Source organism: Pseudomonas panipatensis (assembly GCF_900099785.1).
In the GTDB taxonomy this organism is placed as follows: Bacteria; Pseudomonadota; Gammaproteobacteria; order Pseudomonadales; family Pseudomonadaceae; genus Pseudomonas; species Pseudomonas panipatensis.
In genome coordinates this window covers 136393-150165 of the sequence record NZ_FNDS01000005.1, presented here as the reverse complement: position 1 = coordinate 150165, position 13773 = coordinate 136393, and the positions used below count along the sequence as shown (strand labels likewise).

At 64.9% G+C, this 13773-nt stretch carries 16 protein-coding genes; 11 read left to right on the top strand and 5 right to left on the bottom strand.

Annotated elements, in window-relative coordinates:
- Positions 1-88: 88 nt before the first annotated feature.
- From BLQ74_RS13240 to BLQ74_RS13220, 5 genes are all read left to right on the top strand, one after another.
- Positions 89-595 carry a GNAT family N-acetyltransferase gene (locus tag BLQ74_RS13240; protein WP_090263050.1) on the top strand — a complete coding sequence of 169 codons (507 nt, stop codon included), beginning with the start codon at positions 89-91 and terminating at the stop codon, positions 593-595.
- Positions 592-897, top strand: a complete 306-nt coding sequence (locus BLQ74_RS13235) for an urease subunit beta (protein ID WP_090263048.1) — start codon at positions 592-594, stop codon at positions 895-897. Before BLQ74_RS13240 ends, BLQ74_RS13235 begins: the two co-directional genes overlap by 4 nt.
- 117 nt (positions 898-1014) lie before the next feature.
- A complete protein-coding gene (gene ureC, locus BLQ74_RS13230; RefSeq protein ID WP_090263047.1) occupies positions 1015-2715 on the top strand; it encodes an urease subunit alpha in 1701 nt (566 codons plus the stop codon).
- Between the two features lie 106 nt (positions 2716-2821).
- The gene (locus tag BLQ74_RS13225) at positions 2822-3067 is read left to right on the top strand and encodes a type II toxin-antitoxin system Phd/YefM family antitoxin (RefSeq protein ID WP_090263046.1); all 246 of its coding nucleotides are present in this window, start codon (positions 2822-2824) and stop codon (positions 3065-3067) included.
- Positions 3057-3347 carry a type II toxin-antitoxin system RelE family toxin gene (locus BLQ74_RS13220; RefSeq protein WP_090263045.1) on the top strand — a complete coding sequence of 97 codons (291 nt, stop codon included), beginning with the start codon at positions 3057-3059 and terminating at the stop codon, positions 3345-3347. The genes BLQ74_RS13225 and BLQ74_RS13220 overlap by 11 nt, the downstream gene beginning before the upstream one ends.
- On the opposite strand, the gene BLQ74_RS13215 is transcribed toward BLQ74_RS13220, so the two are convergent.
- Positions 3348-3614, bottom strand: a complete 267-nt coding sequence (locus BLQ74_RS13215; protein WP_090263044.1) for a DksA/TraR family C4-type zinc finger protein — start codon at positions 3612-3614, stop codon at positions 3348-3350.
- A gap of 178 nt (positions 3615-3792) precedes the next feature.
- Between BLQ74_RS13215 and BLQ74_RS13210 the strand changes: the two genes are divergently transcribed.
- Entirely contained in the window at positions 3793-4482 is a 690-nt protein-coding gene (locus BLQ74_RS13210) for a hypothetical protein (protein ID WP_090263043.1), read from the top strand.
- Positions 4483-4591: 109 nt separating this feature from the next.
- A complete protein-coding gene (locus tag BLQ74_RS13205) occupies positions 4592-4993 on the top strand; it encodes a hypothetical protein (protein ID WP_090263042.1) in 402 nt (133 codons plus the stop codon).
- Between the two features lie 21 nt (positions 4994-5014).
- On the opposite strand, the gene BLQ74_RS13200 is transcribed toward BLQ74_RS13205, so the two are convergent.
- On the bottom strand, positions 5015-5878 hold the full coding sequence (locus tag BLQ74_RS13200; RefSeq protein WP_090263040.1) for an isocitrate lyase/PEP mutase family protein: 864 nt from the start codon (positions 5876-5878) through the stop codon (positions 5015-5017).
- Between the two features lie 216 nt (positions 5879-6094).
- Between BLQ74_RS13200 and BLQ74_RS13195 the strand changes: the two genes are divergently transcribed.
- The 4 genes from BLQ74_RS13195 to BLQ74_RS13180 all read left to right on the top strand — a co-directional run bounded on the left by BLQ74_RS13195 (position 6095) and on the right by BLQ74_RS13180 (position 9071).
- Positions 6095-7360 (top strand): Hsp70 family protein, encoded by a 1266-nt coding sequence (locus BLQ74_RS13195; RefSeq protein ID WP_090263039.1) that lies wholly within the window; start codon positions 6095-6097, stop codon positions 7358-7360.
- Between the two features lie 151 nt (positions 7361-7511).
- On the top strand, positions 7512-7715 hold the full coding sequence (locus BLQ74_RS13190; protein WP_090263038.1) for a hypothetical protein: 204 nt from the start codon (positions 7512-7514) through the stop codon (positions 7713-7715).
- A gap of 87 nt (positions 7716-7802) precedes the next feature.
- Positions 7803-8255: a GyrI-like domain-containing protein gene (locus BLQ74_RS13185; protein ID WP_090263037.1), complete on the top strand. Its 453-nt coding sequence runs from the start codon at positions 7803-7805 to the stop codon at positions 8253-8255.
- 363 nt (positions 8256-8618) lie between these two features.
- Positions 8619-9071 (top strand): phage infection protein, encoded by a 453-nt coding sequence (locus BLQ74_RS13180; RefSeq protein ID WP_090263036.1) that lies wholly within the window; start codon positions 8619-8621, stop codon positions 9069-9071.
- Between the two features lie 97 nt (positions 9072-9168).
- Here BLQ74_RS13180 and BLQ74_RS13175 read toward each other — a convergent pair whose 3' ends face one another.
- From BLQ74_RS13175 to BLQ74_RS13165, 3 genes are all read right to left on the bottom strand, one after another.
- Positions 9169-10470 carry an MFS transporter gene (locus tag BLQ74_RS13175; RefSeq protein ID WP_090263034.1) on the bottom strand — a complete coding sequence of 434 codons (1302 nt, stop codon included), beginning with the start codon at positions 10468-10470 and terminating at the stop codon, positions 9169-9171.
- 177 nt (positions 10471-10647) lie between these two features.
- Positions 10648-12093 carry a metal-dependent hydrolase family protein gene (locus BLQ74_RS13170; protein WP_244507189.1) on the bottom strand — a complete coding sequence of 482 codons (1446 nt, stop codon included), beginning with the start codon at positions 12091-12093 and terminating at the stop codon, positions 10648-10650.
- A gap of 58 nt (positions 12094-12151) precedes the next feature.
- Positions 12152-13453: a carbohydrate porin gene (locus tag BLQ74_RS13165; protein WP_090263033.1), complete on the bottom strand. Its 1302-nt coding sequence runs from the start codon at positions 13451-13453 to the stop codon at positions 12152-12154.
- Positions 13454-13773: the final 320 nt, after the last annotated feature.

Genomic DNA, 13773 nt, shown 5'->3' with positions numbered 1-13773 from the left:
CGCCACGCATTCCGACCCTCGGCGCCCCCGCCTGCCTTACAGTCACGGCTACCCGGCCCCCGAGGGCTCAACCGCAGAGGTACCGCCAATGATCATCCGCGACGCCAGTGAAGCCGACCTCGGCGGCATTCGCGACATCTACAACGACGCCGTGCGCAACACCACGGCGATCTGGAACGACGTCGAGGTCGACCTCGACAACCGCCGCGCCTGGTTCGCCGCGCGCCAACAGCAAGGCTTCCCGGTGCTGGTGGCGGTCGCCGGCGACGAGGTGCTCGGCTACGCCAGCTACGGCCCCTGGCGCGCCTTCGACGGCTTCCGCGAAACCGTCGAGCACTCGGTCTACATACGCGCCGACCAGCGCGGCCAGGGCATCGGTCCGCAACTGATGCGCGCGCTGATCGAACGCGCGCGCGGCCAGGGCCTGCACGTCATGGTCGCGGCCATCGAGAGCGGCAACGCCGCCTCCATCGCCCTGCACCAGCGCCTCGGCTTCACCCACAACGGACAGATGCCGCAGGTCGGGCAGAAATTCGGCCGCTGGCTCGACCTGACCTTCATGCAACTGATCCTCGACCCAAGGAGCGCACCATGATCCCTGGCGAATACGACATCCAGCCCGGCGAGATCGAACTCAACGGCGGCCGCCGCACCCTGGTCCTGACGGTGGCCAACAGCGGCGACCGGCCGATCCAGGTCGGCTCGCACTACCACTTCTTCGAGACCAACGACGCCCTGCAATTCGACCGCCCCGCCGCGCGCGGCATGCGCCTGAACATCGCGGCCGGCACCGCGGTGCGCTTCGAGCCGGGGCAGAGCCGCGAGGTCGAGCTGGTGGAGCTGGCCGGCGCGCGCCGGGTGTTCGGCTTCGCCGGGCGCGTCATGGGCGACCTTTAAACAGTTTCGTGGGATGGGTCGGGCGGCGCTCCGCGAGCGCGGCGCCACCCATCTCTACCAACTCGGTGGGTTGCGCCGCTTAGCCGCCAGCCCATCCAACGGACAGGATCGGTACCGATGAAAATTTCCCGCCAAGCCTACGCCGACATGTTCGGCCCCACCGTCGGCGACCGTGTACGCCTGGCCGACACCGAGCTGTGGATCGAGGTGGAGAAAGACTTCACCGTCTACGGCGAAGAGGTGAAATTCGGCGGCGGCAAGGTCATCCGCGATGGCATGGGCCAGGGCCAGTTGAGCGCCGCCGAGGTGGTCGATACGGTGATCACCAACGCGCTGATCCTCGATCACTGGGGCATCGTCAAGGCCGACGTCGGCCTCAAGCACGGACGCATCGCCGCCATCGGCAAGGCCGGCAACCCGGATATCCAGCCGGGCGTGAGCATCGCCCTCGGCGCCAGCACCGAAGTGATCGCCGGCGAAGGCATGATCCTCACCGCCGGCGGCATCGACACGCACATCCACTTCATCTGCCCGCAGCAGATCGAAGAAGCGCTGATGAGCGGGGTGACCACCATGATCGGCGGCGGCAGCGGCCCGGCCACCGGCACCAACGCCACCACCTGCACCTCCGGGCCCTGGCACCTGGCGCGCATGCTCCAGGCTGCCGACGCCTTCCCGATGAACCTCGGCTTCACCGGCAAGGGCAACGCCAGCCTGCCGCTGCCGCTGGAGGAACAGGTGCGCGCCGGCGCCATCGGCCTGAAGCTGCACGAGGACTGGGGCACCACCCCGGCGGCGATCGACAACTGCCTGAGCGTGGCCGACCGCCTCGACGTGCAGGTGGCGATCCACACCGACACCCTCAACGAGTCGGGCTTCGTCGAAACCACCCTGGCCGCCTTCAAGGGCCGCACCATCCACACCTACCACACCGAAGGCGCCGGTGGCGGCCACGCGCCGGACATCATCAAGGCCTGCGGCTTCGCCAACGTGCTGCCCAGTTCGACCAACCCGACCCGGCCGTTCACCCGCAACACCATCGACGAACACCTGGACATGCTCATGGTCTGCCACCACCTCGACCCGAGCATCGCCGAGGACGTGGCCTTCGCCGAATCGCGCATCCGCCGCGAGACCATCGCCGCCGAAGACATCCTCCACGACCTCGGCGCCTTCAGCATGATCAGTTCCGACAGCCAGGCCATGGGGCGCGTCGGCGAAGTGATCACGCGCACCTGGCAGACCGCCGACAAGATGAAGCGCCAACGCGGCGCCCTGGACGGCGACGGCGCGCGCAACGACAACTTCCGCGCCAAACGCTACATCGCCAAATACACCATCAACCCGGCGATCACCCACGGCGTCAGTCACGAAGTCGGCTCCATCGAGGTCGGCAAGCTCGCCGACCTGGTGCTCTGGCGTCCGGCCTTCTTCGGCGTCAAGCCGAGCCTGATCCTCAAGGGCGGCGCCATCGCCGCCAGCCTGATGGGCGACGCCAACGCGTCGATCCCGACACCGCAGCCGGTGCACTACCGGCCGATGTTCGCCAGCTACGCCGGCAGCCGCCACGCCACCAGCCTGACCTTCATCAGCCAGGCGGCCTTCGACCTCGGCCTGCCGCAGCAGCTCGGCCTGCAGAAGAGCATCGGCGTGGTGAAAGGCTGCCGCGGCGTGCAGAAGGGCGACCTGATCCACAACGCCTACCTACCGCATATCGAGGTCGACCCGCAGAACTACCAGGTGCGCGCCGACGGCCAATTGCTCTGGTGCGAACCGGCCGAGGTGCTGCCGATGGCGCAGCGCTATTTCCTGTTCTGAAGCCACGGGGCCAAGCGCTGGCTGGCGTTGCGGCCAGCGCAGGAAGGCATTTGCGCAACACACAAAAAGAGACCAGAATTTGGCTCAATATAAGGAGCCAAATACCATGCAAAGCGTTCTTGCCAATGTCGCTGTCAGCGTCTCTGAACTGAAAAAGAATCCCTCCGCCGTGATCTCCGACGCCAAGGGCGCGCCGGTGGCCGTGCTCAATCACAACAAGGTCATGGCCTATATGGTCCCGGCGGAAACCTTCGAGGCGCTGCTGGAGCACCTCGACGACCAGGCGCTCGCCGAAATCGTTCGCGAGCGCGCCCATGAGCGGGGAGTGAAAGTCAGCCTCGATGACCTATGAACTGGAGTTCCTGCCTTCAGCGCTGAAGGAGTGGCGCAAGCTCGGCGACACCGTTCGCGAGCAGTTCAAAAAGAAACTCAAAGAGCGCCTGGAAACACCCTGCGTCGCAGCGGACGCCCTGCACGGCATGCCCGACTGCTACAAGATCAAACTGAAGGCTGCCGGTTACCGCCTGGTCTATCGCGTCGAGGAAGGGCGCGTGACCGTGGTGGTGGTCGCCGTCGGCAAGCGAGAGCGCGGCCAGGTTTATGAACAGGCGGGCAAACGCCAGCCCGAGTGATCAGCGCAACTGACTGTCCTTGCTGCCCCGGCGGTTATAGCCGGCGTAGGCGGCCTGTTCCTTGTCGTGCGCGGCCTGGCAGTTGACGCACAGGCGCACGCCGGGCACCGCCTTGCGCCGGGCCTCGGGGATGGGCGCGTCGCACTCTTCGCAATGACTCAGGCTCTCGCCGCTGGGCAGCTGACTGCGGGCGCGCGCGATGGCGTCCTCGATCGTGCTGTCGATCTGCTCCTGTACGGCACCGTCGTTCGCCCAGCCGCTGGCCATGGCAACCTCCCGATCATTTTCTCTTCAGACTGCTCATATGCTCGCCAGCGCGGGCGATTGCAAGGGCTCGGTGAGCGAGGAATCTTTGTGAAACACTGGCCAGTGCGCTGAAAAGCCCCTTCCCTGAGCGCCGCGCAACGAGAACAATAGCGCGCTTTCCCGTGATGGATGTTCCCCGATGCGAATCCGCTCTACCCGTCTCCGCCACTGGCTGCCGTTCTGCCTGTGCGCGCTGCTGGGCGGCCAGGCGCTGGCCGCCGCCAGCCCTGCCACTAGCCCTGTCACCAGCGAATCGAGCATGCTCGATATCAACCGCTACCAACTGCTCTACAGCGCCACCGGCGACGATCGCTTCCTCGAGCGCATGGGTAGCGCCGGCAAGCGTTTCGAGGCTTCCCTCCAGGGCCGACAGGACGCCGACGCCTTGCGCGCGCTGTGGAGCGACTACCAGCAGGGCAGCAAGAAACTGCTCGCCGACCTCAGCGCCCACAAGATCAACCAGCAAAGCGAAATGGCCCAGAGCCTGAAGCTCAGCGAAACCTTCGACGCCTATCTGCAAGCGCATCCGCAGACGGCCGCTCCCGAGCTGGCCGACAATCTGCGCACGCGGGCGCTGCTCACCGCCCGCCTGGCCAATCTGCGCAAGGTCGACAACAGCCGCGCCGATGCTGAAGAGCAGAAGATCAAGGCGCTGGACGCCAGCATCCAGCAGCAGATCGCCGCCCTGGCCAAGGCAGATGCCGCGCTCTCCAGCGATCTGGCGAACCGTTGGCACTACCTGCAGATCAGCCAGAGCAACGGCAAGCTGCTGCTCTACCCGTTCAATGCACAGATCGAGTCCATGCTCGGCAAGCTGCAGAACCACTGACGGCTCGCGGCCGACCCGCCCGGGTCGGCCCGCCACAGATTCAGAAGAGTCTCATTTCCGCGTCTCACGCGGCCGCAAAGAATGGCGCGCTACTCTTCAGGAGCCACTCATGCGCCGCGTCATCCCCTCCCTGCTCGCCGTCTGCGCGCTGCTAGCGACCTGCCAACCCGCCCGCGCGGAGCAGCCGCGCGTCGCCCCCCAGCGCTTTCTGCTGCTCTACAGCCTCACCGGAGACAAGCGCTTTCTCGCCGCGCTCGGCGAACTGAACGGCGCCGAGGTGACCGACCCCCCCGCCCAAGGGACACAACGCCAGCCACGCCAGGCGAAATCGCCACGCTGCGTCACGCGCCAAGGCAGGCACGCGTGCGAGGGTCTCGCAGAACCGCGCGACCCGCTGCTCGATGAACGACGCCCGCAGCAGCGCCCGGCCGACGCCTGGCCCCGCCCCAAGGGCCTTACGCGTCCGCTCGGCGACGAACGCGCCGCCCTGGCCGATCCCCGCCTGGGCTGAATGGCCGCGGCGCGAGGCCTGTTACTCTTTCACTTCCATGTATTCCCTGGCGAAGATCTGGTACTCCTCGGGCAGGGTGTACTTCTTCGCCAACTCCGAGGCGGTCAAGTCGGAAGCGTCCACGCCGCGTTGTTCGCGCAGGCAGTCGTAGGTGGCCTTGATCGCGGCGAAGTAGGCGGCATGTCCATCGACCACGATGCGCACGCCGAGGCGCGCCAGGCGCTGGTCGTCACGCAGCTTCGGATTGCCGTAGGAGACCAGCATCAGCGGCACGCTCAGGTGCCGGGCGATGGTTTCCAGGTGCTCGAAATCGCGGATGCCGACCATGCAGATGCCATCGGCGCCGGCGGCCTGGTAAGCGAGGGTGCGGCGGATCACGTCGTCCACGTCGATCACTTCGGCATTGGTCCGGGCGATGATCGACAGATCCTCATCCACCCGCGCCTCCAGCGCCGCGCGAATCTTGCCGACACCCTCCTCGACGCTGATCAGGTCGGTGGACTTGCGGCCGAACTGCGCCGGCAGCAGGGTGTCCTCGATGGTCAGCGCGGCAACCCCGGCGCGTTCCAGCTCGACCACGGTTCGCATCACGTTGAGCGCGTTGCCATAACCGTGATCGGCGTCGGCGATCACCGGCAAGCGGGCGACGCGGCCAATGCGGGTGGCCTGCTCGACGAATTCACTGAGGGTGATGAGGGCGAAGTCCGGCGCCGCGAGAACTTGTAGCGAAGCTACAGAACCACCCAGAATTCCGACTTCGAAACCCAAGTCGCCGGCGATGCGCGCGGACATCGGATCGAACACCGAAGCGCTGTGATAGCAGGAAGAAGAATTCAGCAACGCCCGGAAATCCTGGCGTAGCTCGTGGTGGGAGGCTCTGTGCATGGCGGGAATCCAACTGCGATCTGGAATGGGAAAGACGATTCGACGGGGGCGGGCTCATGTAGCAAAACTACAAGACAGCAAATGTAGCAAAACTACAAGCCCTCCCCAAGCACTCTATCGCGCTCACCGTCCAGCGGCGCATAAGGCGATAGTCGAGCACCCCGTTTCGCTCTCGCGTAAACTGCGCGGCCGTTTTTTCACCGGATGTTCTCCGCCATGCTGCATTCCTCCCCGGCCCGCGCCCTGGGCATCGACTTCGGCACCTCCAACTCCACCGTCGGCTGGTGGCGTCCCGGGGCGGAACCGCTGATCGAACTGGAAGACGGCAAGATCACCCTGCCCTCGGTGATCTTCTTCAACGTCGAGGAGCGCCGCCCGGTCTATGGTCGCCTGGCCCTGCACGAATACCTGGAAGGCTACGAAGGGCGCCTGATGCGCTCGCTGAAGAGCCTGCTCGGATCGAGCCTGCTGAAGAGCGAAACCACCGTGCTGGGCAGCGCGCTGCCGTTCAAGGACCTGCTCGGGCTGTTCATCGGCGAGCTGAAGAAGCGCGCCGAGGCCACCGCCGGGCGCGACTTCGAGTCGGTGGTCCTGGGCCGCCCGGTGTACTTCGTCGATGACGACGAGAAAGCCGACCAGGAAGCGCAGAACACCCTGGTGGCGGTGGCGCAGAAACTCGGTTTCAAGGACGTCTCCTTCCAGTACGAACCGATCGCCGCGGCCTTCGACTACGAGCGCGAGGTACAGCGCGAGGAGTTGGTGCTGATCGTCGATATCGGCGGCGGCACCTCGGACTTCTCCCTGGTACGCCTGGCCCCGGAGCGCCGCGAGGTGGCCGACCGCCACGCCGACATCCTCGCCACTGGCGGCGTGCACATCGGCGGCACCGACTTCGACAAGCAGCTCAGCCTGCAGGGCGTGATGCCGCTGTTCGGCTATGGCAGCCGGATGAAGAGCGACGCGCTGATGCCGACCAGCTACCACCTCAACCTGGCCACCTGGCACACGATCAACGCGGTCTACGCGCAGAAGTCGCAGTTGGCGCTGAAGAACATGCGCTACGACATCGTCGACGCCACCGGCATCGACCGCCTGTTCCGCCTCATCGAGCAGCGCGCCGGACACTGGCTGGCGATGCAGGTGGAGGCCAGCAAGATCGAGCTGAGCGAGACCGAGCGCCGCGACATCGACCTCTCGCGGGTCGAGCCGGATCTGCGCGCCGAGCTGACCCGCGGCCTCTTCGAGGACGCCATCGAGCCGCTGCTGGTGCGCGTGCGCAACAGCGTCACGCAACTGCTGAACAGCGCCGACATCGCCGCGGAGCGGGTCGACACCGTGTTCTTCACCGGGGGTTCCAGCGGTGTGCCGGCACTGCGTCAGAGCGTGGCGGCCATGCTGCCCAACGCCCGCCATGTCGACGGCAACCGCTTCGGCAGCATCGGCAGCGGCCTGGCCATCGAGGCGATGAAGCGCTACGGCTGATCGCAACGCCGCCGGCGGAACAGCGCTCTAGCCCGTGTCCCGACGGACGCCCTCCTGCAGCAGCGGGTAACGGTTCTGTGGCCTGCAACCAGCGGCATGCCACACATTCGGCTAGGGTGTGCTGACCTATCCCTGTCCACTGGAGCCGCACATGCGCATCCGTAGCATCCTGCCGATCTGCCTCATCGTCCCGCTCGCCGGCTGCGGCCTCGGTGAAACCGCGGCGACCGCCGAACTACAAGCCAAGCAAGCGGCACAGGCGCAGCAGCAGATGGCCCAGCTCAAGGAGCAGATCGACCAGGCCAACGCACGCAATCAGCAGCGCCTGGAAGACGGTGAGAAGGACGCGCAGTAGCGCGCTCCGGCGCCAGCGACAATGCGCGCGCCGTCAGCGGCGCGCCTGGCGTCTATCATGCGTGCATCCAGCCAGGAGCCTGACGCCATGAAACACCGGATCATCGAGCTGCCCGCCTTCAGCGTGGTCGGCATGGAATACATCGGCGGCGCCGCCAACGACAGCGTGCGCCAGCTCTGGCAACGCTTCCTGCCGCGCGCCGCGGAGATCGCGCGGCGCGTGGATGCCGAGGTGCTCTACGGCATCTGCGCGCGCACCGAGCAGGGCGCATTCCGCTATGTCGCCGGCGCCGAGGTCAGCAGCGCCGAGATTCCCCCCGGCATGCTGGAAATCCGCGTGCCGGCGCAGAAATATGCGGTCTTCCGCCACCGTGGCACGGTCGAGCAGATCGCTGACAGCTTCCAGGCGATCTACGCCGGCCTGCTCGCACAACGCGGCCTGGAGCCGAAGAACGGCATCGACTTCGAGCGCTACGATGCGCGCTTCCTTGGCCCGGACGACCCCGCCTCCGAGGTCGACCTGTACATCCCCATCTACTGATCGCCCGCCGCCGCGCCGCCGCGCCGCCGGCTGCCTCGGTACGCCGGCAACCCCTCGCCATCGTTTAAGCCATTGTTTTTATTGTCATTTATTTGCCTTTGGCAGGCGGTGCCACGGGCGAGCATTACCTACTTTTTTGTAAACAATCTATTAACTCGATATCAACGATGAGGTCGATGAAGCCCATCGAGGCCATTGATATAAGTCATTTTTTCAAATCAACTATTTGTTTTTAAAAGTAATAATTCAACATCATCGGCATCGATATCGACTATTCAGAGGCTTCGTTTTCAAATCGATAAACCAGAACAGAAAATAGCTCCGTGTCCAGCAGAACAGTCCCACTCTTCCAGGAGCTACATCATGAAACGCAGCATCGCCTTCAGCTTCGCCCTCTCCCTGATCGCCGCCAACCTGGCCTTCGCCGGCCAAGCCCCGGTACAAGTCGCCCAGGATGGTTCGCAGAACAGCATCGAACGCCTGCACAAGCAGATGAATGAACAAACCCGCGTCGCCGAGAATGGCAGCGGCGAAACCATCGACCGTCTGCACAAACAGATGAGTGAGCAGGTCCGTATTGCCGAAAGCGGTAGTGACCAGACCATCGACCGCCTGCACCAGCAGATGAGCGCGCCGGCACAGGTCGCCGAGAACGGCAGTGACCAGACCATCGACCGCCTGCACAAGCAGATGAGCGCGCCGGCCCAGGTCGCCGAGAACGGCAGCAGCCAGACCGTCGACCGTCTGCACAGTGAAATGCGGGTTGCCGAATCGGGTGGTGACTACGTGTTCAACGCCCACCTGAAACAAGCCTAAGCGTCAGCGCTACGCCGCAAGGCGCAAGAAAAGCCCGGCCAATGCCGGGCTTTCTCATTGGCGCGTCAGTCCACCGCGTACCAGCCCCCGCGCCGGCTCAGTTCGCCTGGTCGGGCGAGCCATCGGAACGACCGATGCTCGGCGGCGCGTCCACCACCAGGTCTTCCGGTACTTCCTCGACGCGCGGATCGAGGGTCGCGGACATGGGGCTGACGGTTTCCGGCATCGCCACATGGTGCAGCGGCGCTTCGTCGACCCGATGCATCCCGGTGACGCGCTTGGGCTGGACCCAGAAGATCAGCATCACCGCGTAGGCCGACACCAGCATGTAGAACATCCCCGGACCGTAATGGCGCATCAGCGCGCCGGCGAACAGCGGCCCGATGCAGGCACCGACCCCATAGGTAGTCAACAGCATGGCCGACAGCGCCACGCGGCGCGGCTGCTCGACGTGGTCGTTGGCCAGGGCCACCGCCAGCGGGTAAAGGGTGAACAGCAGCATGCCGGTGACGAAACCGTTGCCCAGCAGCGCCCAGTAGGGCAACTGGATCAGCCCCCACATCGGTGCTGCGGCGATGCACAGCAGCAGGGCATTGCCACGAATCAGCCAACTGCGGTTGACCCGGTCGGAGAGCCAGCCCAGCGGCCACTGCGCGCAGAAGCCAGCGACGATGCAGATGCCGACGAACAGGCTCGACTGCGCGGTATCCAGGCCATTGCGGCTGGCATACACCGGGGCCAGGCCATAGAAGGCGCCGACCATCAGGCCGGCGACGAAGATGGTGCCCAGCGACTGCGGGACGCGCTTCCAGAAGAAACCGATTTCCAGCGGCGCCGCCACCAGCTTGGCCGGGTGCACCCGGCGAGTCATCGCCAGCGGGATCAGGCAGGAGGCGAAACAGATCGCCACCAGCAGCAACGGCTTGTAGTCCAACGCCGGACTCAGCGCCAACAGGCCCTGGCCCAGCACCAGGCCGAGGTCCACCGCGACCATGTAGCCGGCGAACACCTTGCCGCGCTGGTGGCTCTCGGCCTGCTCATTGAGCCAGCTCTCGATGACCATGTACTGATTCATCATCACCGCCCCGAGGACGAAGCGCAGGGCCATCCAGATCGCCAGGCTGTCGATCAGCGCATGCAGCAGCACGACGACCGTGGCGATCCCCGCGCAAGCCACGTAGGAGCGGATATGGCCGAAGCTGGCGATCAGCCTGTGGCCGAACTTGCCGCCGCAGACCAGGCCGAAGTAGTAAGCCGCCATCAGGCCGCCGACCCAGAGATCGCCGGCGCCTTCCTGGGTCAGCCGCAGGCCCATGTAGGTACTGAAGAGGCCGGACCCGGCGAGCATCAGCAAGGTAGCGAAATAGAGCGCGGGGAAGGTGACGAGGGGGCTGAACATGCGGCTTCCTGGCCAGGCCGGCAAGGGCCCTGGCAAGCGATGGATGTGGGGAGAACGGCGGCCTGGAATAGCACAGGCACACGCACCGCGCATTATCCATCCCCGCCTTCCCGCCCGCCATGACCAGCGGGTCGCTCCGCGCGACGGGCCGCTGCCCGACACGCGGAGGCGGCCGCTTCACTGCGCCAGCAGGTTCTTGTAGAGCGTGCCGTCCTTCATGATCACCAGCAGGTTCTTCGCCGGATTCTCCAGCAGCTTGATGTCGCTGAGGGGATCGCCATCGACCAGCAGCAGGTCGGCCAGGGCACCGTTCTCCACCACGCCCAGCTTGCCCGGATAGGGATTGCGCGGGCCGGACAGACTCAGCAGTTCGGCGTTATCGGCAGTGGCCATCTTCAGCGCCTCGGCAGGGCTGAACCAGCGCACCAGTTTCGGCAGGTAGTAGTTCTGCCGCTCCAGGCCCTTGGGGTTGAACTGGATGTCGGTACCGAAGGCGACCTTGACGTGGTACTTCTTCGCCAGCTTGTAGGCATTGTCGGTGCCATCGGCGACCTGCCGGTATTTCCTCTCGTTGTCCGATCCCGGCGCGGTGGGAATCGCGTCCTCGTCATCGAGGAACGGCTGCAGGCTCAGCCAGACGCCGCGCTCGGCGAGCAGCTTCATGGTCGGCTCATCGATCAGTTGACCATGCTCGATGCTCTTCACGCCGGCCTCTACCGCAGTGCGGATCGCCTTCGGCGTGTAGGCATGCACGGCCACATAGGTGCCCCAGTTGTCGGCGGCGGCGACCGCGGCCTCGAACTCCGGCTTGGTGTATTCGGTGACGTCGATCGGATCGAAGTTGGAGGACACGCCACCGCCACCGGCCAGCTTGATCTGGCTGGCGCCCTGCATGAGCTGCTCGCGGGCGGCGGTCAGCACCGCATCGGCGCCATCGGCGACGACGCTGTAGCCATGGCGCACCGGCGCGCCGACACCGCTGCCGGCCGTGCTGGGCAAATCGCCCAGGGTACGGAAATCGTTGTGCCCGGAGGTTTGCGAAATCATGGTGCCAGAGGGCCAGATACGCGGCCCCGGCAGCAGCCCTTCGTCGATCGCGCGCTTCATGCCGAAGACGGGGCCGCTGACATCGCGCACGGCGGTGTAGCCATCCATCAACATGCCCCTGGCGTTGACCGCCGCGCGAATCTGCAGGTAGCCGGGGTCGGCCGAGGCCATCAGCAGCATCGGCGTGTTGATGAAACTCAGGTGGGCGTGCGCATCGATCAGCCCCGGCATCAACGTCCGGCCACCGCCATCGATGACCTGCGGCGTCGCTCCCTCTTCCAGCTTGATCGGCGTGCTGCTGATGCGCTCGATGTGGTTGCCGCGCACCAGCACTTCGCTGGGCGCCGATAGCGCCGCGCTCTTGCCGTCGAAGATCCGCACATTACGGAACAGCACGCTCGGCAGCGGCGGCGTGGCGCTGGCCGCTTGCGCCGCGCCCGGTTGGGCGCCCTCGCCTTCGGCATGCGCCTGCACGGCAATGGCCAGCAGCAAGGCCGCGCTCAGCAGCTTGCCGGTCCGCTGGCTGGACCGGGTGTTTCCACGCAGGGTGTTTCTCGACATGGCGTTCTTGAACATGGGAATGCCCCCAAAGGTGAGATATCCACAGACCCGGACAGCCCGGATCGCCCACTCGCTAGAACTTGATCTGCAGGCTGGTGCCCGCCAGCATCACTCTCGACTTGTCGTGATCGGCCGGTTGCAGGTACTGCAGGTGCGCGGCCAGGCGCAGCCAGGGGGTCAGCGCCAGGTTGTAGTAAGCCTCGGAACCGCGCTCATCGCCGAGGTTGGCGCCCAGCAGCGCAAAGCTGTCGGACAGGTCATTGCTGAAACGCGTGTTGAACGTCACCAGGCCCCAGCGATCGAGGCTGCGTCCGGGCAGCGGACTGTTGCCACCGATGCCGAGGAAGCCCGACCACTCATAGGGCGTGGGATTGCCGTCCATCTTGCTGATCTGGCCGAACACCCCCCAGCCCTCCGGGGCGCCCGACTCGCCGGTGTTCTCGAAGAGGTATTGCTGGAAAGCGTAGGTGACCAGATAGCCGCCCTTCTTGTCGTTCACCGGCACCTGGAAGCTCGGCGGCAACAACAGGTAAGCCAGGTCGCCCAGGTCCAGCCCCCGCCTATCGGTATAGGCCAGGGTCAGCACCTGGTTGCCGTCCAGCCCCGCCGGCTTGATCGGGAAATTCGCCGACAAGCGCTCGGTATGCCCCTCATCGCCCCAGCCATCGAGGCCGGATACGCGCTGAGAGCCGCGCGGATCGAAGACCATCAGCGACAGTTGCGCCAGCGATGTGCTGACGCCGAGCGAGGCGCCGGTGACATAGGGCGGGACCAGGCCGGAAATGGGGGCCGCCGGATTGAGGTACCAGAAGGTATCGATGCCGCCGCCACCGACCAGGGGCGTACGCGAGGCGGCTTCGACCATGTTGAACTTGCCCAGGGTCAGCGACGTCTTCTCGCCAAAGCGCTGCGTCATGGTCATCGACATGTCACCGCCGGACCCGCTCTCCACCGGGAATTTCATCACCGTATTGACCGGCAGGATCATCCCGGCCCGGCCATTCTGGTTGTTACCGTCGTTGTATTCGCCGATGACGCTGATCGAAAAACCGTTCCACAAGCCGAGCTTGGCGCCATCGATCGACAGCTTGGCCAGCACCTTGCCGGCGGAACGGAAGTCATGCTGGGTATCGCCCTTGTACAGCCCCTGGCCAAAGCGGGTATAGGAAAGATCCAGGTTGATACCATGTTCGCTCAGTGCTTCCTTGGGGCTGCCCTTGCCGCCGAACAGCGAGGGTCGCTTGGCCAGCGGCGTCGATGTATCGGCGCTTGCGTCTTTATCCGCGCCGGCGAGACTTTCTGCACTGACTCCCAATGGTGTGATGACGGCTAAAAGAGAAAGCGATGCCAGTAACTTGAAGGTATTGTTCTTCATGGCCACCTCAAGAGTATGGTCCGCTCATGCCGGAAGGCGGACAAAAGCCGTCCCCGCCTTGCCGAATCGAGGCTGTCTATATATGTAGGATTAGTTCCCTGATATTGACTGAATAGTCTGGAACAACCTGAGAATAGACCATCGCCAAATAATGCAAGTCGTTAAATTCACTGAAATACCCCAGCGAACAACTCAGGAAAGCAGGCGATATCTGCAAAGAAGATCGGGCCGCGCAACGCTTGAATTCTTTCGACCCAATAGAAAGGCGGCTGTATGTAAGGCCTTAGCGTTAGTTCATCCGACGATTAAATTCTTAAGTA